Origin of the sequence: Nocardia sp., from assembly GCF_025465275.1 — a bacterium.
GTDB lineage: Bacteria > Actinomycetota > Actinomycetes > Mycobacteriales > Mycobacteriaceae > Nocardia.
On the sequence record NZ_JAODNK010000032.1, the window covers coordinates 1 to 20,194 of the forward strand.

Consider the following 20,194-nt stretch of genomic DNA (forward strand, 5'->3'; position numbering starts at 1 on the left):
GCTTCAACGACGACGGCTCACTGCGCTTCCACACCGTGCGCTGGATTCAGGACGGCCGCTGGGAAGGCGGCATGCTCGGCGACCTGATCACCGTCAACGGCACGGTCCACCCCCGCGCGAACGTGGCGCGGGGAACCTACCGATTCCGCACCCTCAACGCGTCCAACTACCGGCCCTACATCCTGTCCTTCAGCAATGGCACCAAATTCTGGGTCATCGGTAATGACAGCGGGCTGCTCGACCAGCCCGTTTACGTCACCGCGGCGACCATCAACCCCGGCGAACGAATCGACATCATCGCCGACTTCACCGGTCTCGGCCCCGGCGACACAGTCGATCTGATGAACAGCTACGAGTTCGAGCCCGGCATCGGTGAGGTCAGCGGGGCTCAGACGATCAAGAACCTCATCCGATTCATCGGCACCGGGACCACCGGCTTCACCGGCACTCCACCGGACACGCTCCGCGGCGGCCCCCGCCAAGCCCCGGCACTGCCCGTGATACCGACGGCGAACCGGCGCCGCATCATCACCCTGAGCCTGAGCCCCGCAATGTCCTGGCCACCGTTCACCGAGAATCTGAACAACCTCTGCTATCACGACGAACCGATCCCGGACCCTAAGCAGGGCACCACAGAAATCTGGGAATTCGTCAACGTCTCCCCCGAGTCCCATCCGATGCATCTGCACCTGGTGCACATGCGCATCCTCAATCGCCAATCCCTCGATTTCCTCGGATACGTCGCCGCGAATCCACCACCCCCGGTGGGCACCTACTGGGCGCCGGAGCCGGACCGGTTCCTCAACGGGCCGCTGCAGCCGCCGGGGGCGTGGGAAACGGGCGCCAAAGACACCGTCACCTGCCCCGCGTTCACGGTCACACGGGTAGCGATCACTTTCCCGACCGCCGACCAACTCGGCTTCGATCCCGACGCGACGTTCAGCGTCGGCGGCATGGCCGGTATGACCGGTATGGGCGAGACGATGGCACAGGGCTACGTATGGCACTGCCATCTCATCGACCACGAGGACGAATGCATGATGTCACGCCTGCGCCTGCACGCCTGACATTCGGGAAATATCCGATTACCTTGCGGCAGCGGCCTTTCGGGCCCAGGCGTAGTCGGCCTTGCCGGTCGGGGTCCTGATCACCTCCGTGACCATTCGGAGGTCGCGTGGCACCTTGTAACCGGCCAGAGCCTTCCGGCAATGCGCGATCAACTCGTCCGGTGGCACCTCCACGCCTTCCACCGCCGACACCACGGCCGCGACACGGGAGCCGAGCCGTTCGTCGGGTAGACCGACAACCACAGCGTCGTACACCGCCGGGTGGGATTTGAGCGCGGCTTCGACCTCCTCGACGAACACCTTCTCGCCACCGGTATTGATCACCAGCGAGCCGCGTCCCAGCAGCACTACACAGCCGTCGTCGTCCAGCCTCGCCATATCGCCCTGCAGCGCCCAGCGCCGCCCGTCCGGGCCGGGCACGAAGGTGGCGGCCGTTTTCTCCCGATCGTTCCAGTAGCCGCTGGGCAGTCGGCCGGTCTTGGCGAGGACGCCGATCCGGTCCGAGCCGGGCTCGATCGGCAGCAGCTTCTCGTCGAGGACGGCGACTTCCGGCCGAGGCCTGAACCGCGGCAGGCCTTCCGGACTCGGGTCGACACCGGCGGCGCACGCACCGGTCTCCGAACCACCCATCCCGTCGAGGATGGCCACCAGACTCGGAATCTTCTGGTGCAGGCGTCTTTTCACGTCCGGCGAGGTGGCCGAGCCGCCCGCGGCGAGGAAGGTCAGCGCGGAGAGGTCGTAGTCGGCGCGGTCGAGTCGATCGGCCAGCGGGCGAGCCATCGCATCACCCGCCAGCAGCATGAACGCGACCCGCTCGGCGGCGGCGAGCCGCAGCACCCCGTCGGGGTCGAACCGCCGCTGCGACCACAGCACCAGCGTGCTCGCCGCGATCAGCGCGCCCCAGGCCCCCCACATGCCCGCCCCGTGCATCAGCGGCGGGTTGACCATACTGGTCGGAGCGCCGCCCGCGGCCCGGGCCCGGACGTCCTCGGGGGTGCGGAGCGGTTCACCGGCCATGGGATCGCCGCCCATCGCGGTAAAGAAGATGTCTTCCTGCCGCCACATGACGCCTTTCGGCTTTCCGGTCGTACCGCCGGTGTAGAGCAGGTAGAGGTCGTCTCCCGACCGCGGGCCGAAGTCACGATCGGCGGACGCCGCCGCCAGCGCCTCCTCATACGAGGTGGCTGCTCCCATGTCGGCGTCCGTCCCGTCTTCGATCGCTACGACGTGGTGCAACCACTCGAGTCCCTCGCGGGCCCGGCCCAACCGCGCGATCAGCTCGCGCTCGCCGATCAGGGCAGCGGACTCGGAATCGCCTAGGACATGGGCCAATTCGTTCGCGGTGTAGCGGTAGCTGACATTCACCGGCACCGCGCGCAGCTTGTACACCGCGATTTGGGCCTCCAGCCACTCGGCGCGATTGTGGGCCAGGATCGAAACCCGGTCTCCCGCAACGATTCCGGCGAGAGCCAGGTGGTGAGCCACACGATTCGCTCGTTCTTCCAGCTCGCGGTAGGTCAGCCGAGTATCGCCGGCGATCAGTGCGATGCGCTCGGGCGCCACGTCCACGGCGATCTCGAACAGGTCGGCATGATTGAAAGTGCTTGTCACCGTTACGGTCTCCGTCTCGACAGGACGAGGCTGGCCCCCGCCGCGAAGAACATCCCCACACCGTGCACGAAGCTGATCTCGGCATCCGGCACCTGGGCGTCGGCTTCGCCGCGCAGTTGGCGGACGGCCTCCTGGATCGCGAACATTCCGTACATTCCGGTATGGGTATAGCTGAGGCCGCCACCGTTGGTGTTCATGGGCAAGCGCCCGGACGCCCCGGTGTGGCCCTCGGCGATAAAGGCGCCGGACTCGCCTCGTCCGGTGAAGCCCAGGTCCTCCAGCATGTAGAGCGGCAGATGGGCGAAGGCGTCGTAGCACATCAGGTGATCGACGTCGGCGTGGCCGATCGCGGCGGTGTGGAAGGCTTCGGCGCTGGACTGCCGGAAGGCGCGGCTGGAGGTGGGGTCCTCCATCTGGGAGATCAGCGGGGTCTCGACCGCCTCCCCCGAGCCGAGCAGATACACCGCCCGCGTACCGGACGGCAGATCGGCCGCGCGCTCGGCGCTGGTCAGCACGAGCGCGCCGCCGCCGTCGGTGACGACGCAGCACATGTCCCGGGTGAACGGGTAGGAGATCATCGGCCCGTCCAGGACCTCGGCGACGGTCACCGGATCGCGGCGGAACGCACGCGGATTCTTCGCCGCCCACTGCCGCTGTGCGACAACGACTTTCGCCAGATCCTCGCGGCCCATCCCGCGGTCGTGCAGAAAGCGCAGTGCCGGAACGGTAAAGGTCGCGTGCGGAGTGATCGCACCGTACGGCGCCTCGAACTGGCCCGCCGGCGAGGCCGCGCTGGGCCCGAACCGCATGGATCCCACTCGTGAGCGACCGGACTCACCATGCGTCACCAGCACGACGTTCGCCGCGCCGGAGGCGATCGCCGCGGCCGCGTGCCGCACGTGGACAAGGAAGCTGCACCCACCGACCATGGTGCCGTCGATCCAGCGCGGAGTCAGACCGAGATGGTGCGCGACCTCGATGGCTTGCGTTCCCACCGCGGCAATGCCGTCGACGTCGGCGAAGGTCAGCCCGGCGTCCCGGACCGCCCGGCGTGCGGCCTGCGCATGCAATTCGAGCACGGACGCGTGGGGCAGGATCCCGATCTCGGGCGTCTCGGCCGCTCCGACGATCGCGATCCCGCCACCGTGAATTCCACCGATTCGATTGTCCCACTGGGTCATTCGTTATCCCTTCGCAGGTTCGAAGTAAGGAAGCACGGCACCCTGGTGCTCGGCGAAGGTCACCGTCAGGCGCATATCGAGGGGCAGCTTCTCCGGGTCCGGGTCCACGCCGAGCAGATTGGTCATCAGGCGCGGCCCCTCGTCCAGTTCGACCAGGGCGATGACCGGTGACAGCGGTTCGTGCCCGGGAACCGGACGATGGCTGATGACATAGGAGACCAGCCGGGCACGCCCGGACACCGCCACCCACTCGACGCCCTCGCCGCCGCAGTACCGGCAGAAGGGCCGAGGATAGAAGTAGTGCCGCCCGCACGTGCGGCAGCGCTGAATGCGTAGTTCGCCCTGCGCCGCGCCCTCCCAATAGGGCGCGGTCTCCGGTGTCGGTTCCGGCTTCATACCGGTTCCTTGGTGAACACGCCCTTGTCGAGCACCACGGTGTCGCCAGCCGTGGTGCGGAAACGGGCCGTCGCGCCGTCGTCCCAGATGTGCACGGCGAGCTCCTGCCCGGGCAGCACCGGTGCGCTGAATCGTGCCGACATGCTCGCGAATCGGGACGGATCGGAGTCGCACAGCGTGTGCAGGAGGGCCCGTCCGGTGAACCCGTACGTGCAGAGGCCGTGCAGGATCGGACGCTCGTAGCCGGCCCGGGCCGCCAGCCACGGGTCGGAATGCAGTGGGTTCCGGTCACCGCTGAGCCGGTAGAGCAATGCTTGATCGGGACGTGTCGGGTAGACGACGACATGGTCGGCGGGACGCGCCGGCGTTTCCCACGAAACCTGCTCGCCGCGTTCGCCGCCGAATCCGCCCTCCCCCCGCACGAACAGGCTGGATCCGAGTTCGGCAAGCACCCGGCCCGAATCCGCGTCTCGGAGAACGGATTCGAGGACGATCAGGGCGGCCGACCCTTTGTCGTACATGCCGGACACCGTTGAGGTGGTGCGCACCCGGCCGTCGGTGGGCAGCGGGCCGTGCAGCCGAATGCTCTGCTCGGCGTGCAGGATTCGGTCGAAGCCGAAATCACCCAGTTTCGGTTGATCCGGACCGCCGATCCCGGTGCGCACGATCGCGAAGGTCGGCAGCACCCGCAGTGTGGTGTGGTGGGAGTTCTCGGTGGTGAAGGCCAGTTCGGTGGTGGGATCGGCGGCGCCGGCCCCCACGCCCAGCGCGTAGAGCAGCACATCGGCCGAACTCCAGGCGTCTTCCGCCGATTCCCATTCTTGTCCGACCGCATCCAGGTTCAGCGACATGAGATCACTTCCGATTGTTATAGACGATCTACGTCCGTAAATAGAAGGTACCGAGGCGCGACGGCGAAATCCAGCCCCCGGCGGTGACTCGAATACGCCCCTTCCCACCCTTGACACACCCCCTCGACGGTCCTTAGCGTCAATATCAGACGAAGATCGTCCACAGCGGAAAGGCTTCTCCAGTGGGAATTCTCGACAACCGCGTCGCGGTGATCACCGGCGGCGGGCGCGGCATCGGCGCAGCCCTCGCCCGAGCCTTCGCCCAGGAGGGTGCGGCCGTCGTGGTGAACGACCTCGGCACCGCCCCGGACGGGGTCGGCGGCGACAAGAGTCCGGTGCACGAGATCGTGGAAGAGATCAGGGCCGCAGGCGGGCAGGCCATCGCCGACGACGGGGACATCGCCGATGTCGCCACCGGCCGGCGTCTGGTCGAGACCGCCGTCGACGAATACGGCAAGCTCGACGTGCTGGTGAATGTGGCGGGCATTCTGCGCGACCGGATGATCTTCAATCTGCCCGAGGAGGATTGGGACGCCGTCATCCGCGTCCACCTCAAGGGCCACTACAGCACCGTCCGCCCGGCGGCGGCCTACTTCCGGGAGCAGCGCGATCCCGGCGGCAACTACCGGATCATCAACTTCACCTCGGTCTCCGGCCTGCAGGGCTCGCCCGGGCAGCCCAATTACGCCGCGGCCAAGATGGGCATAGTAGGCCTCACTTACTCACTCGCCCAGGGGCTTTCGCGGTACGGCGTGACCGCGAACGCGATCGCCCCGGGCGCCGCCACCCGGTTGGTCGCGACCATCCCCTCGACCCGGCGGCCCGGCGGCGACGGGGCCCCGGCAGTCGCACCGATCGATATGTCGCCCGACAATATCGCCCCCCTCGCCCTGTATCTGGCCAGCGAGCGTTCGAGCTGGCTCACCGGTCGCACGCTCTCCGCCCAGGGCTACGAGGTGGGCCTGTACGCCAATCCCGTGGAGATCGCGAAGGTCGCCGGCGACCGGCCCTGGCAGTTCGAGAACCTCGCCACCGAGATCGAGGGCTCGTTCCGGCCGCTCGCCGACGGACTGCCCCCGAGCATCTTCGCCGCGCAACTCGGCCACTGAGAGGACGACAGCATGAGCCTGGACGAATTCCGCACCGAGGCCCGCGCGTGGCTCGAAACCAACGCCACCCCCTTCGCCGAGGCGGGCGGTGATCTCCCGGCGTCGATCGAGGAGTGCAAGCGATTCCAGAATGCGTTGTGGCAGGCGGGATTCGCGGGCATCACCTGGCCGGAGAAATACGGCGGCCAGGGGCTGGGCGCCGCCGAGCTACTGGCCTTCACTCAGGAGGCCGCCGATTTCAGCCTGCCGACGCAGCCGTTCATCATCGGCCTGGGTATGCCGGGGCCGACCATCCTCGAGCTCGGTACCGAGGAACAGAAGCTGCGCTATCTGCCGTCGCTGCTGCGGGGCGAGGAGATCTGGTGTCAGCTGTTCTCCGAACCGGGCACCGGCTCCGATGTCGCCAGCCTGCGGACCACCGCGACCCGCACCGAGGACGGGTGGGTGATCAACGGGCAGAAGATCTGGACCTCCGGCGCCCAGTGGAGCGACTTCGGCGCGATCATCGCCCGCACCGACCCGACCGTGCCCAAGCATCAGGGCATCACCATGTTCATCGTCGACATGCACTCCCCCGGCGTCACCGTACGACCACTGGTCGTCGCCACCGGCGACGCGGCCTTCAACGAGGTCTTCTTCGACGACGTCCGGGTCCCCGCCGACGCGGTGATCGGCGAGGTGAACCAGGGCTGGGCTGCCGCCGTCGTCATGCTGCGCAATGAGCGAGTCGCCATCGGCGCCGGCGGACGCCGGCGAGCCGACCCGCTCGGTTTCGACGCACTACTCGAAGTGGCGCGGTCCCGCGGTCGCACCGGCGATCCCGCTGTGCGCCGCCGCCTGGCCGAGCTCTATGCCCGGGAAAGTTCGGTGACGGCGTTCGGCCGCCTACTGCACGAGGAGACGATCGCCGGGCAGGCGATCGGCGCACGCGGCTCGGCGGCAAAACTCGCCGGCGCCGAATTGTCGCTGTGGGCAGCAGAATTCGCGGGCGATCTGCTCGGCGCCGAGCTGGCGCTCGGGTATCCGGAGGTGCGCGCGGTCGCCGGTGCGGTCATCGCCGCGCCCGGCTACGCCATCGCCGGTGGCACCAATGAGATCCAGCGCAACATCATCGGTGAACGCATTCTCGGCCTGCCCAAGGACCCGGGCATCCAGCGCGACGTCCCCTTCAACCAGCTTCGCCTGTCCCGCTGACGACGCCCACCTGGAGTGATCGATGTCCCTGATCTTCACCGAGGACCAACTGGCCCTCTCACGCAGCGTCGAGGCGTTCGTCGCCCGCCGCGCCCCACTGCACAAGGTCCGCGAGCTGATCACCGCGAGGCGGATCTACGACCCCGACATCTGGCAGGGCCTGTCCAAGGAGCTCGGTCTGACCGGCCTGCTCATTCCCGAGCTCTACGGCGGCGCCGAGGCGAGCCGCGCCGACCTGTCGGTCGCGCTGCGCGCGCTGGGCGCCGGGCTCGTTCCGTCGCCGCTGCTGTCCTCGGGCGTCATGGCGGCAGGACTGCTGCTGGCGCTCGATGACGATGTCGTCAACAAGGAATCGCTCCCCTGGATCGCCACCGGGGCACTCGTCGCCACCGTCGCCGTCAGCGAGGGCACCGAAACCCCCTGGATACCCATAACTCCGGCCACAACTGCACGGCCGTCGGGCAACGGCGCTACCTTGCACGGTACCAAGACCGCTGTGCTCGACGGCAGCACGGCCGATCTGCTGCTGGTACAGGCGACGGGGCCCGGCGGGGTGGGCATCTACTCCACCCACAGGTCCGCCCGCGGTGTCACCGTCGACATAGACCGCGGCGTCGACCTGACCCGTGACACGGCGACGATCCACTTCGACAATGCTCCCGCCACACCGGTCGCGGGTGACGCGGCCCGCGCGCTGGACCGGATGGTCGATCTCGTCAACCTGGCGGTCGCGGCCGAGCAGGTCGGCGCCATGCGCACCTGCCTGGACATGACCACTGTCTATGCCACGATTCGCTACAGTTTCGGCCAGCCGATCGGCGCCTATCAAGGCGTCAAACACAAGCTGGCCGACATGTACAACCTGTGGGCGCTGTCCGACGCCGCACTGCGCACGGCGGCCACGGCTTCGGACGAACGCCTTCCGGTGGCCGCGGCCGCCGCCCGCGCACGTACCGGACCGAGCTACCTGACCGTCGCCACGAACACCGTCCTGCTGCACGGCGGCATCGGCTTCACCTGGGAGCACGACGCGCACCTGTTCTACCGCAACGCAATTGCCGGCAAGTCACTACTGGGCGGCCTCGACTACCAACTCGACCGCCTGGCGGGCAAACTGGCCATTCAGGAGAACCCGTCATGACCCGCGCAGTCATTGTCGACGCGGTCCGCACCCCGTCCGGCAAAGGCAAGCCGGGGGGACAGCTGTCCGGGATACACCCCGCCGTGCTGCTGTCCCAGGTACTGCGTGCTCTGGTCGATCGCAGCGACCTCGATCCCGGGCTGGTCGACGATGTGATCGCCGGCTGTGTCAGTCAGGCGGGCGAGCAGAGCGCCGATATCGCGCGAATCGCCGTCCTCACCGCGGGCTTTCCCGAATCCGTCCCCGGTGTCACCGTCGACCGTCAGTGCGGGTCCAGCCAGCAGGCCGTGTCGTTCGCCGCGCAGGGCGTGATCGCCGGCGCGTACGACATCGTGATCGCCTGCGGCGTCGAGTCGATGAGCCGCGTCCCGATGGGCGCCGCCGCGCTCGGCGTGAACCCGTTCCTGCCGGTGGCCACACGCTATCCGGACGGCCTCGCGAGCCAGGGTATCGCTGCGGAACTCATTGCCGCACAGTGGAAGCTGAACCGCACCGAGCTGGATGAGTACTCGGCCCGCTCCCACGCGCGGGCTGCCCGGACCGCCAACTCGGGCGGCTTCGACGCCGAGATCGTGCCGGTGACGGTGACCGGGCCCGGCGGTGCGCAACGCGCGGTCGCCACCGACGAGACGGTCCGACCGGGCACGACGGCCGAAGGATTGCGCGGGCTGCCGCCGTCGTTTCGAAACGACCTGGTGGGCAGGCGATTTCCCGAGATCGACTGGTGCATCACCCCGGGCAATTCCTCACCCCTGACCGATGGCGCGTCCGCGGTACTCATCATGAGTGAGGAGAAGGCCGCCGAGCTGAACCTGAATCCCCTGGCGCGCTTCCACAGCTTCGCGGTGACCGGCAGTGATCCGCTGCTGATGCTCACCGGCCCGATCCCGGCCACACGGAAGGTGCTGGCCCGCACCGGATTACGCCTGGACGATATCGACGCATACGAGGTCAATGAGGCCTTCGCACCCGTGCCGCTGGTGTGGCAGCGGGAGGTGGGAGCCGACCCCGAGCGCCTCAACCCGCGCGGCGGCGCCATCGCCCTGGGGCATCCATTGGGCGCCTCGGGCGCCCGCCTGCTGACCACCCTGGTTCATCATCTACGGGCCACCGGCGGGCGGTACGGATTGCAGACCATGTGCGAGGGCGGCGGCATGGCGAACGCCACCATCATCGAGCGGCTCTGAGCACGGTTCCGCCCCGGAGGAGTAGACGTGAGCGACAGTGTGACAACAGAATTCGGCGACGGTCTCGCTGTGATCACGATCAACCGGCCGGCGGCCCGCAATGCGGTGAACCATGCGGTGGCCGAGGGCATCGCCGCGGCGGTCGACGAGTTCGAGTCCCGCGACGACCTCATTGTCGCGATCCTGACGGGTGCGGGCGGCACGTTCTGCGCGGGTATGGACCTCAAGGCGTTCATGCGGGGTGACCACCCGGACGCACCCGAACGCGGATTCGGCGGCCTCACCGAGCGGCCACCGGCGAAGCCGCTGATCGCCGCAGTCGAGGGCTGGGCGCTGGCGGGCGGTTTCGAGCTCGCGCTCAGCGCCGACCTCATCGTGGCCGCACGCGACGCGAAGTTCGGTCTCCCCGAGGTGAAACGGGGGCTGGCGGCGGTGGCAGGCGGGTTGATCCGGTTGCCCAAGGCGCTGCCCTATCAGCTGGCGATGGAGATCGCCCTCACCGGTGATCCGCTCGACGCCGTCCGCGCGCACCACTTCGGCCTGGTCAACGTGATCACCGAACACGGTGGCGCACTGGCAGGGGCGCGAGAGCTGGCCGCACGAATCACCGGCAACGCGCCGCTCGCCGTCCAGGCTTCCAAACACATCCTGTCGAACGCAGTGAAGTGGACAGATAGGGAAGCCTTCACCGCGCAGGGCGCGATCGCCGAACGCGTCCTCTGGTCCGAAGACGCGCGCGAAGGCGCGACGGCCTTCGCAGAGAAACGACCACCGGTCTGGCGCGGACGCTGACGCTGACGCTGTGAATAGCGCACCCATCGGTATCGGATATCGATGGGTGCGAAGCGTGCCCTCAGCCCACAATCGACCGGCTCGAATCCGCCCTTGACGCCATCCCGCACCTAGGAGCACGATGGTGACCATCGGTACCTGATACCGACGGTCGCAATACGGAGCCGTGGTTGTCCTTCCCTGCCCGGCTTACCGCTACCCGTTGTGACACATTTGTGTTCTTTTGTCTTTTTGCCTCAGAGGAGGTGGAGCCGATGCCCAAGAGGAAACCTGCTGCGGCCGACACAGTCGTGGCCGACACCGTCGCCGCCGATGCAGTCGCGACCGACACCGTCGCGGCCGATGCAGTCGCCGCCGATGCAGTCGCGACCGATGCAGTCGCGGCCGAGAAGCCCGAGTTCGACGCCGGAATCCGCGAGGCCGTGGCGATGCCGCTGAGCGAAGACCCCCTGGCCCGGCTCGGGCCCGATACGCTGGTCTGGAAGTACTTCGGCGACAACCGCGGAACCCTGCTGGGCTTCCAGCGCCTGGCCGGGACGGAGAACTGCATCGAGCAGTTGGCCAAGGGCGTCGAGGATCACTCGATATTCTTCGAGGACGCCATCGCCCGCGGCCGGCGGACCGGCCCGCCGATCGCCAAGACGGTGTATTCCGCCGACGCGTTCTACTGGGGTAGAACGATCCGCGACTTCCACAAGCCGATCAAGGGCACCATCGACAGCGATGGATCGCGTTATCACGCACTGAATCCCGAGTTGTACTACTGGGCGCACGCCACGTTCGTCGACCAGGTCATCTACAACACCGACACCTTCATCCGGCGGCTGTCCCACGCGGAGAAGGCCCAGATCTTCGAGGAATCCAAGATCTGGTACCGGCTGTACGGGGTGAGCGACCGCAGCCAGCCACAGACCTACGAGGAGTTTCTCGCGTACTGGGATTCGATGGTGGAGCGGTTCGTGCCGACCCCGACGATCATGTACGCCACCGGCTATATCCGTAAGGGCCTCCCCCGCCCCAAGAAACTCCAGAACGTCCCCCTGCCCGTCTGGAAGGCGTTGTCGGCGCCACTGAACGGTGTGATTCGCACGGTCATTGTCGGAACACTGCCGCAGCAGATGCGGGATGTGTGCCGCCTGGAGTGGGATGCGCAGAAGGAGAAGCGTTTTCAGCGCTTCGCCGCCACCATGCGCGCACTGAACCCGCTGCTCAACCGGCTGCCGTTGAATGTGCTGTACCAGCCGTGGGCGTTCGAGGCGTGGGAGCGCGAGGGCGTGGATCCCCGGAAGATCCTCAATGGCAAGAAGTCGGACCTCGCGGTCGGCCGGGCCCGCGCCGCACGTGACTCGAAAGCTGTGCGCCCCAAGAAGAACGTGCGCAAGCGCGTACTGGCGGCCCCACCGGCGGGCAGCGGCCTGAAACCGATCTACGGCGGGATTCCGTCGCTGTCGGAGATGATGCTGTTCCGCCGCGCACCACAGCGGATGATCGCGGACCGGCGTGCGAACTTCGGCGATATCAGCTTCCTGCACACCCCGACCGAGAAACTCGTCGGCCCGCTGAGCCCGTCGGCGTGCGAGGAGGTGGCCTTGAATCGGAACAAGACCTTCGCCTCGGAACCCGCGTGGGGCTTCATGATCGGCAAATTCTTCCGCCGCGGCCTCCTGCTCATGGACTTCGAAGAACACCGCTACCACCGACTCGTCCTCCAGCAGGCCTTCACCACCGACCGCCTCAAGGGCTATCTGGAACAGATGCAGCCCCTGATCCAGCAGCGCGTCGCCGGACTTCCCGAAGGCGGCCGGGTCCGGATGCTGCACGAGCTGAAGAAGCTCACCCTGGATGTGGCGCTGGAGATCTTCCTCGGCCTGAAACTCTCGCGCGAAGAAGCCGACCGAATCAACAAAGCCTTCATCGACTGCGTCGACGCCGGACTGGCGCTGGTCCGTTACGACGTTCCCGGAACACGGTGGGCACGGGGCGTTGCCGGGCGAAAGGTGCTGGAAGAGTTCATGTACCAGCACCTACCCGCCAAACGAGCACAGCAGACACCCGACCTGTTCTCCACCCTGTGCCACATCAGCTCCGACGAAGGCCACACCTTCACCGACGAAGACGTCGTCAACCACATGATCTTCCTCCTCATGGCCGCACACGACACCACCACCATCACCATGACCACCATGGCGTACTACCTCGCCAAGCAGCCCGAATGGCAAGGCAAGGCGCGTGCGCAGTCCCGGGAGCTGCCGGCCGACGTCACCTATGACAATTTGTCGCAGTTCACGGTGCTGGACAAGGTCATGAAGGAATCGCTGCGCCTGAACGCACCGGTACCCGGCCTGTCGCGGGAGGCCATCGAAGACACCGAGATAGACGGCCATTTCGTGCCGAAGGGCACCCGCATCGCCGTGATGGCCATGGCCAACCACTACAACCCCGAGCTATGGCCCGACCCCGAACGGTTCGACCCAGACCGGTTCTCCCCCGAACGCTCCGAGGACAAGTCACACAAATTCGCCTGGATGCCCTTCGGCGGCGGCGTGCACAAATGCATCGGCCTGTACTTCGGACAGCTGGAAATCAAAACGATCATGCACAACCTACTGCTGACCCACGAGTGGACCGTGCCCACCAATTACCAGTGGAAGCTCGACTACAGCACCCTGCCGGTCCCCAAGGACGGTCTGCCCGTCCGTCTGAAGAAGCTCTCGTGAGCGGCGCGGGCGGCGACATTGGTGCCGAACGAACGCCGATGGATACCCTCGGCAGCCATGACCAACAGTGCAGCGGACATCTCGATCACCACGTCGGAGCCGGCGATCCTGGCGGCGGCGCGGGCGGAGTTCGAACGCTACGGCGTGCGCCGCAGCAATATGGACGACATCGCGCGCCGGGCGGGGATCAGCCGCAGCACGCTGTATCGCCGATTCCCCACCAAGGAAGCACTTTTCGCGCGGCTGTTACACGACGACACCGAGTTCATGATGGCGCGGTTGGGGCGGGTCGCGACCGGCCGCGACGCCCAGAGTGCGGTGGTCGAGTGCTTCACCCTCGGCATGCGCATGATGCACGAGAACGCCCTCGCGATGCGGATACTCGACAGCGAGCCGGAGGTGATGACGGGGCTCGCCGCCACCTCCGGTGGAGCGCCCATCCTCACCGCGAGCAAACTGATCGCCTCCTCGCTGCGGCACAGTGGCGTGACCATGTCCGACGAGGATGTGCGAGCGGTGTCGGAAATCCTGATCCGGCTCACCTTGTCGCTGCTGCTGAGTCCCGAAGGGCAGCTGGATATTTCCGACACCGATGCGGTGCGGCGCTATGCCGAAAGGTATCTGGCACGACTCGTGTGGTGATCGCTGTGGCCGGGAGCGGAAGATGACCGATTCGATTCTGCCCCCGTCCATCGACCTACCGCTCATCGGCCGGCTCCGGGATCAGCTACCCAAATCCACTGAAACACATTGTGCGCGTGCGCCGTTCACCGACACCGAGTTACCCGAGGTACCTCAGTCGGATAACGCGGCGATTGAACAGGCCGCCGCGGCAGGGCGGGCCGCGCAACCGGAGTGGGCGCGTCTTCCGATCAAGCAGCGCGAGCGCATCATCCTGCGGTTCGCCCGGCTGCTGCTCGACCACCACGACCAACTGTGCGATCTCATGCAGTGGGAGACCGGCAAGGCCCGCGTCCACGCGACGATCGAGGCGCAAGGCGTCGTCTCGGTGGCGCTGCACTACGGCCGCAACGGTGCCGGATACCTCGCGGAGCGAAAAGCGCCCGGTATGGGTCCCATCCGCGCCCGAGTCGGATACCGACCCAAGGGCCTGGTAGGGGTGATCGCGCCCTGGAACTATCCGCTGTTCCTCGCCGTCGGCGATGTCATCCCGGCCCTGATCGCGGGCAATGCCGTGCTGTCCAAAGCCGATTCGCAGGCGCCGTGGACGCTGCTGCTGGCCCGGCACCTCGCAGTGCGCGCCGGGGTCCCCGAGCAGATCTGGCAGGTGGTCGCCGGGCCCGGCAGCCGGATCGGCCCGGCCGTCATCGATGCCGTCGACTATCTGTGCTTCACCGGATCCACCGAGACCGGGCGCGATATCGCCCGGCGCTGCGCGGAGCGGCTGATCGGCGCCTCGCTCGAGCTCGGCGGCAAGAATGCGATGATCGTGCGCGCCGACGCCGATCTCGCGGCCGCGGCCACCGGTGCGGTGCAGGCCTGCTTCTCCAGCGCGGGCCAGATGTGCATAGGCATCGAGCGAATCTACGTGCACGAGAGCGTCTTTCCCCGATTCGTGGACGCACTGGTGGCGCGGACACGCAAGCTGCGGCTGGGCGGCGGGTACAGTCTCGCGATCGATATGGGGTCGCTGACCTCCCATCGTCAGCTCGTCACCACGGTCCGGCATGTCGCCGACGCGGTCGAGCAGGGCGCGACGGTGCTCGCGGGCGGGAATACGCGCCCGGATCTGGGGCCGCTGTTCTTCGAACCGACCATCTTGACCGATGTCACCCCCGACATGCTGGTCTACGCCGAAGAGACCTTCGGCCCGGTGGTCACGGTCGTCGCGGTCGCCTCCGACGAGGAGGCGATCGCGCGGGCGAACGAGGGCCGCTACGGATTGTCGGCCAGCGTGTGGACCCGCGATCTGCCACGCGGCCGGACCATCGCCGCGCAGATTGTGGCGGGCGCGGTCAACATCAATGACGGGTACCTCTCGGCGATCGCCGCGCTGCACGCGCCGATGGGCGGTATGCGCGACAGCGGCCTCGGCCGGCGCCACGGTCGTGAGGGGATCGTGCGCTACACCGAGCCGCAAACCATTACCACACAACGCATCTCGACTCCCTACCCCGACCGTTTCCGCGAACCGGCGCTCGCGGCGATGCGACAGGTCATGCGGGTCACGGTCCGGCTCTCCCAGCGAATGTGAGAAGATATGAAACCACTCTCTGCGGCGCGCCGCGTGGCCGACGAGGCCCGCGCCGCCCGAATCCTGTGGCAGGCCGGGGCACTGCCGCGCGACCTCGGCGCCCTGCGTGCGGGCCGGCGAGCCACCGAAAAGTACGGCGCCATGGGCGGGATGCCTGCCGCGTGGGCCGCCGCACACCCCGATCGAATTGCGATCATCGATGATCGCGGATCGCTGACCTTCCGCCAGTTCGGCGTGCGCGTTTATCGTCTGGCCAACGCCTTTCATTCCGAATTCCCGGACGCACCGGCGACCGTGGGCATCATGTGCCGGAACCATGCCGACGCGCTTGTCACCATGTCCGCGGCCGCGGCAACCGGAGCCCGTGTGGTACTGCTGAATTCGGACTTCGGGGCACGCCAGATCGCGCAGGTGAGCAGCCGCGAACGACTCGACGCACTCGTCTACGATGACGAATTCGCCGGTGCCGTCGCGGCATTCGAGGGCAAGAAGTGGGCGGCGTGGAACTCCGGGGAGCCGTCCGACACCGAGCTTGATCGATTCATCACCGCCGCACCGGCCGGCTTCCCGCCGCGGGCGGCGCGTCCGTCGTCCTTGGTGATCCTGACCAGCGGCAGCTCCGGCATCCCGAAGGGAGCGCCGCGCGGCGAAGCCCGATCACTACTGCTACCGGCCGGCCTCCTGTCGCGGATCCCCTTGCGCGGCAATGAGACCGCACTGATCGCCGCACCTGTCTTCCACGGCTGGGGCCTGTTGATCGCGACGCTGGCCTTGAATCTCGGCTCCACCTTGGTGCTGCACCGCCGCTTCGACGCCGCCCGCGCCCTGGCCGCTCTCGAAGAGTATCGGTGCAGCACCTTCATCGCCGTTCCGACCATGCTGCGCCGCCTCGTGGACCTCGGCGACGCGGTCGAGGCCGCCGACCTCTCGCCACTGCGCATCGTCGCCAGCGGCGGGGCCCGGCTGGATCCGGCACTCGTCGGCTCGGTCGCTGGCGCATTCGGCCCGGTTCTGCACAATCTGTACGGCTCGACCGAGGCCTCCTTCATCAGCATCGCGACTCCCGAGGATCTGCGCGCGGCTCCCGCGAGCGCCGGACGGCCCCCGATCGGCATCACCGTCCGCATCGCCGATACCGACGGTCGTGACCTGCCCACCGGTGCCGACGGCCGCATCCTGGTGCACACCCCGGGGCAGATCCAGGCCTACACCGACGGCCGCAGCGGTGTAGGGACGGACGGGTTGCTCGACACCGGCGACCGCGGCCACTTCGATGCGGCGGGCAGGCTGCACGTGGTCGGTCGCTCCGACGGCATGATCGTCTCCGGCGGTGAGAACGTCTTCCCGGAAGAAGTCGAGCTGGCATTGCTGGCGCATCCCGGCATCGCCGACGCGGCCGTCACCGCGGTCGAGGACGCCGAATTCGGCCAGCGCCTGCGCGCCTATGTCGTCGCCGCCGAATCCGGCGGTATCGACGCCGAGGCCGTCCGGACCCATCTCGCCGAAGGGCTGTCGCGTTCGCGGATGCCGCGCGACATCGTCTTCGTCCCGGAGCTTTCGCGCGGCTCCTCCGGAAAAGTATTGCGCCGCACCCTCGATGAGTTGAAAGAGAGTCACCAGTGAAGGGCATCGACCTCACCGGCCGGGTCGCGGTGATCACCGGCGGCGCCCGCGGCATCGGCCGCGCCACCGCCGAGTCCTTGCGCGACGCCGGCGCCAAGGTCGCCATCGGCGATATCGACACCGTCCACGCCGAGCACACCGGCAAGAAGCTGGGCATCTACGGCGGGTACCTCGACGTCACCGACCCCTACACGGTCGCGGGATTCCACGGCACCGTCGAAGAACGACTCGGTCCGGTCGAGATTTGGATCAACAATGCCGGCATCATGCCGGTCGGCCCGATCCTCGACCAGGACGACGCCATCATTGCGCGTGCGGTCCAGATCAACCTGCTCGGCGTGATCAACGGATCCCGCGTCGCGGCGCGGGCGATGGCGGCGCGGGGCCATGGACGCATCGTCAATATCGCCTCCGTCGCGGGCCGGGTGCCCGCTCCCGGGATGGCCGTGTACAACGGCACCAAATTCGGCATCGTCGGATTCGGCGAAGCGCTGGACGCGGAACTCGCAGCCCGCGGCGTTCGGGTGTCGACGGTGTTCCCCTCCTTCGCCGCCACCGAGCTGATCGATGGCCTGCAATCCACACGCGGGATGGAACCCGTACCGCCACAAGAGATTGCCGCGGCCGTCGTCTCGGTGCTGCGCCGGGGTCACCGCTCCGCGGTCGTGCCGGCACAGCTTGGTCTCACCACGGCCGCCTGGATCCATCTGCCGCGCCCGGTTGCCCGGTGGCTGAGTCACCGCACCGGAATGGACCAGGTCTTTCTCACCGCCGACGACCGCCGGCGCTCCTACGACAGTCGAATTCACAAGGGGCCCGCCACATGAGAGTGACCGTCGACCGCACCAAGTGCTACGGCCACGGTATCTGCGAAGCGCTCGCGCAGTCGGTTTTCACCCTCGACGCCGACGGCAAATCCACGGTGACAGCCGACCCGGTGCCGGAGTCCGAGCGCATCGCGGTCGAGGAAGCCATTGCCTGCTGCCCCTCCGAAGCGCTCCGCGCGCTGTAGCGGCCGAGAGGAATCATCGCCGTGAACATCCTCCGGATACCGGCCCGCGCGGCCGGTATCAGCGCCATCAGCACCGCAATGCTGTTGTCCGCCAACGTTATCGGAAGCGCTGACGGCGTTGGCTCGTTGCCTGGCGGTGACGTCGGAATCACCCTCTCCGACGGCACGGTCGTGCACGCCTGGCTCGACGGTGAATCAGTCGACGTCCATCCGTCCATGGGCGCCACCGCACTGCACCGCGACGCCTGGGTTTCCGGTGCCGCCCATGTGGTCCTCTCGCAAGGGGTCCAGAGCGGGCTCATGGATCCCGGCTATGTCGTCGGCTGCCAGGTGAACATCTCCGGAGGCGAGGTCCAGGACGGCCGGACCGCGAACCTGAACCGGACCGGGCAGCAGGTGGTGCCGAGCGCGGGTGCCACGCACGGTGCGAACCTGACGCTCGGGCCTGGCCAGGCGAAGGCTTTCCACCTCCTGGACGTAGAGCTGCCAGACCCCTACGGCAACGACTCTCACCTTCCGGTGAACATGTTCAAGGGCACCGACGGCAGCGTCACCTGGGCCGACGAAACCATCGGCCTGACCGGCTGTACCGGTGCCGCCCAGGCGCGCGCCTTCGTGCACGTCGAAATCCGGACCGACACGGTGACCTCGCTGGTGACCGTCTGGGGACAACCGTTCAGCATCGGCTGACGCCCAACCCATCCATTCGTCTCTGATCAGGAGTGCTGAACTGTGAATATTTTGCTGTGGATCGTGGCGGCCGCACTCGCGTCCGTCTTTCTCGCCGCCGGGTCGATGAAACTCGTCACGCCCCCGGAAAAACTGCGGGCCAAGGGTATGGAGTGGGTCGAGCAGGTTCCGACGGTCTGGATCAGGGCCCTCGGTGCGATCGAGGTCCTCGGGGCCATCGGCCTGATATTTCCCGCCATGCTCCAGATCGCTCCCGTCCTTGTTCCGCTGGCCGCGGTGGGTGTCGTCCTGGTAATGACGGGAGCCGCGATCGTGCATGTGTACGAGCGCAATTGGCCGGGGACCGCGGTGACAATCGTGCTGCTGGCGGCGGGTGTCTTCTTGGCGTGGGGCCGGTTCGGCCCTTACTCGTTCACGTCGTAGACGCCGAATCCGGAAATGTGAGTCAGTGCACTCGCATTCATAATTGACGCCCGTCCATTTTATTCATACGGTTGGGCATCATCCGAGCCACGATTCCCGCTGGCGCACGCACGACCACCAGATAGAGGGCACTTCGTGACTGAAAGCCAACCTGGCCGACTAGGGCGTCGGCGTTTTCTCTCCGGGGCCGCCGCGGTCGGCATCGGCGGCTGGATCGCCGGACGGGCGCCGACCGCAAGGACGGATGCGCTTGTCGGACAGCCTGATCCGGCCGGCGATGTGATCGCGCCGCCGTCCCCGAGAGTCGAGCCGTTCGTCGAGGAGTTGGCCGTCCCGCCGGTCGTGCGCGGCAACCAGGCCCTCGTCATGGGTCAGAGCAGCCACCGGTTTCACCCCGATCTCGGGGTCGCACCGACCTGGTCCTACGGTGGCGCTTCGTATCTGGGGCCGACGATCGAAGCACAGGTCGGCGAGCCCATCGAACTGACCTTCACCAATTCCCTCGGCAGACATCTGTTCGCGGGCGATGTCGACACCAAACTCGACGGCGCCTGCGAGCTGGATCGGATCTCCCCCCGGACGTCGGTGCATCTGCATGGCGCGGTCACCCCGCCCGATATGGACGGTCACCCCGAGGACACCTTCCTGCCCGGCGCGACCAAGGTCTACCGCCACCCGAACCGCCAGGACGCCACCACCCTCTGGTACCACGACCACGCGATGGGCATCACCCGCCTCAATGTCGTCGCCGGTCTGGCCGGCATGTATCTGCTGCGCGACGAGTACGACACCGGCACCGGCCGCAATACCCTCGGACTGCCCAGCGGCGACTTCGAGATGCCGCTGGTCATCGCCGATCGCCGCTTCAACGACGACGGCTCACTGCGCTTCCACACCGTGCGCTGGATTCAGGACGGCCGCTGGGAAGGCGGCATGCTCGGCGACCTGATCACCGTCAACGGCACGGTCCACCCCCGCGCGAACG

19 protein-coding genes and 1 pseudogene are annotated in these 20,194 nt (G+C 67.4%); 16 read left to right on the forward strand and 4 right to left on the reverse strand.

The window, feature by feature from the left end:
* Positions 1 to 1,067: multicopper oxidase family protein (locus JWN03_RS08145; protein ID WP_297612049.1), on the forward strand; the 1,067-nt coding region annotated here is incomplete at its 5' end.
* An 18-nt stretch (positions 1,068 to 1,085) separates the two neighbouring features.
* Here the strand turns inward: JWN03_RS08145 and JWN03_RS08150 are convergent.
* The 4 genes from JWN03_RS08150 to JWN03_RS08165 are packed head-to-tail and all read right to left on the reverse strand — an operon-like array spanning position 1,086 to position 5,106.
* Positions 1,086 to 2,678 (reverse strand): acyl-CoA synthetase, encoded by a 1,593-nt coding sequence (locus tag JWN03_RS08150; RefSeq protein ID WP_297612052.1) that lies wholly within the window; start codon positions 2,676 to 2,678, stop codon positions 1,086 to 1,088.
* A gap of 2 nt (positions 2,679 to 2,680) precedes the next feature.
* Positions 2,681 to 3,859 carry a thiolase C-terminal domain-containing protein gene (locus tag JWN03_RS08155; RefSeq protein WP_297612055.1) on the reverse strand — a complete coding sequence of 393 codons (1,179 nt, stop codon included), beginning with the start codon at positions 3,857 to 3,859 and terminating at the stop codon, positions 2,681 to 2,683.
* Positions 3,860 to 3,862: 3 nt separating this feature from the next.
* Positions 3,863 to 4,255, reverse strand: a complete 393-nt coding sequence (locus tag JWN03_RS08160) for a Zn-ribbon domain-containing OB-fold protein (protein WP_297612057.1) — start codon at positions 4,253 to 4,255, stop codon at positions 3,863 to 3,865.
* The gene (locus JWN03_RS08165; RefSeq protein WP_297612060.1) at positions 4,252 to 5,106 is read right to left on the reverse strand and encodes a MaoC/PaaZ C-terminal domain-containing protein; all 855 of its coding nucleotides are present in this window, start codon (positions 5,104 to 5,106) and stop codon (positions 4,252 to 4,254) included. Before JWN03_RS08165 ends, JWN03_RS08160 begins: the two co-directional genes overlap by 4 nt.
* A 182-nt stretch (positions 5,107 to 5,288) precedes the next feature.
* On the opposite strand from JWN03_RS08165, the gene JWN03_RS08170 reads away from it, so the two are divergent.
* The 15 genes and pseudogenes from JWN03_RS08170 to JWN03_RS08240 form a co-directional block, all read left to right on the forward strand.
* Positions 5,289 to 6,215: an SDR family NAD(P)-dependent oxidoreductase gene (locus tag JWN03_RS08170; protein WP_297612064.1), complete on the forward strand. Its 927-nt coding sequence runs from the start codon at positions 5,289 to 5,291 to the stop codon at positions 6,213 to 6,215.
* 12 nt (positions 6,216 to 6,227) lie between these two features.
* Positions 6,228 to 7,409, forward strand: a complete 1,182-nt coding sequence (locus JWN03_RS08175) for an acyl-CoA dehydrogenase family protein (RefSeq protein WP_297612067.1) — start codon at positions 6,228 to 6,230, stop codon at positions 7,407 to 7,409.
* A gap of 22 nt (positions 7,410 to 7,431) precedes the next feature.
* Complete coding sequence (locus tag JWN03_RS08180) at positions 7,432 to 8,550, forward strand: acyl-CoA dehydrogenase family protein (protein ID WP_297612070.1); 1,119 nt, start codon at positions 7,432 to 7,434, stop codon at positions 8,548 to 8,550.
* Positions 8,547 to 9,737 carry a thiolase family protein gene (locus JWN03_RS08185; protein WP_297612073.1) on the forward strand — a complete coding sequence of 397 codons (1,191 nt, stop codon included), beginning with the start codon at positions 8,547 to 8,549 and terminating at the stop codon, positions 9,735 to 9,737. Before JWN03_RS08180 ends, JWN03_RS08185 begins: the two co-directional genes overlap by 4 nt.
* A gap of 27 nt (positions 9,738 to 9,764) precedes the next feature.
* Positions 9,765 to 10,529 (forward strand): crotonase/enoyl-CoA hydratase family protein, encoded by a 765-nt coding sequence (locus JWN03_RS08190; protein ID WP_297612076.1) that lies wholly within the window; start codon positions 9,765 to 9,767, stop codon positions 10,527 to 10,529.
* 428 nt (positions 10,530 to 10,957) lie between these two features.
* A pseudogene (locus tag JWN03_RS08195) lies at positions 10,958 to 11,827 on the forward strand (oxygenase MpaB family protein); the annotation flags it as partial.
* A 75-nt stretch (positions 11,828 to 11,902) separates the two neighbouring features.
* Positions 11,903 to 13,246: a cytochrome P450 gene (locus JWN03_RS08200; protein WP_297612100.1), complete on the forward strand. Its 1,344-nt coding sequence runs from the start codon at positions 11,903 to 11,905 to the stop codon at positions 13,244 to 13,246.
* Between the two features lie 57 nt (positions 13,247 to 13,303).
* Positions 13,304 to 13,888, forward strand: a complete 585-nt coding sequence (locus JWN03_RS08205) for a TetR/AcrR family transcriptional regulator (RefSeq protein ID WP_297612078.1) — start codon at positions 13,304 to 13,306, stop codon at positions 13,886 to 13,888.
* A gap of 22 nt (positions 13,889 to 13,910) precedes the next feature.
* Positions 13,911 to 15,461 (forward strand): succinic semialdehyde dehydrogenase, encoded by a 1,551-nt coding sequence (locus tag JWN03_RS08210; protein ID WP_297612081.1) that lies wholly within the window; start codon positions 13,911 to 13,913, stop codon positions 15,459 to 15,461.
* A 6-nt stretch (positions 15,462 to 15,467) separates the two neighbouring features.
* Positions 15,468 to 17,084, forward strand: a complete 1,617-nt coding sequence (locus JWN03_RS08215; protein ID WP_297612083.1) for an AMP-binding protein — start codon at positions 15,468 to 15,470, stop codon at positions 17,082 to 17,084.
* Positions 17,081 to 17,911: an SDR family oxidoreductase gene (locus tag JWN03_RS08220; protein ID WP_297612086.1), complete on the forward strand. Its 831-nt coding sequence runs from the start codon at positions 17,081 to 17,083 to the stop codon at positions 17,909 to 17,911. Before JWN03_RS08215 ends, JWN03_RS08220 begins: the two co-directional genes overlap by 4 nt.
* Positions 17,908 to 18,096, forward strand: coding sequence for a ferredoxin (locus JWN03_RS08225; protein ID WP_297612089.1), 189 nt, complete (start codon positions 17,908 to 17,910; stop codon positions 18,094 to 18,096). Before JWN03_RS08220 ends, JWN03_RS08225 begins: the two co-directional genes overlap by 4 nt.
* Positions 18,097 to 18,117: 21 nt before the next feature.
* Complete coding sequence (locus tag JWN03_RS08230) at positions 18,118 to 18,786, forward strand: MspA family porin (RefSeq protein ID WP_297612092.1); 669 nt, start codon at positions 18,118 to 18,120, stop codon at positions 18,784 to 18,786.
* 42 nt (positions 18,787 to 18,828) lie between these two features.
* Entirely contained in the window at positions 18,829 to 19,209 is a 381-nt protein-coding gene (locus JWN03_RS08235; protein WP_297612094.1) for a DoxX family protein, read from the forward strand.
* Between the two features lie 135 nt (positions 19,210 to 19,344).
* A partial coding sequence (locus JWN03_RS08240) for a multicopper oxidase domain-containing protein (RefSeq protein WP_297612097.1) occupies positions 19,345 to 20,194 on the forward strand: 850 nt, incomplete at its 3' end.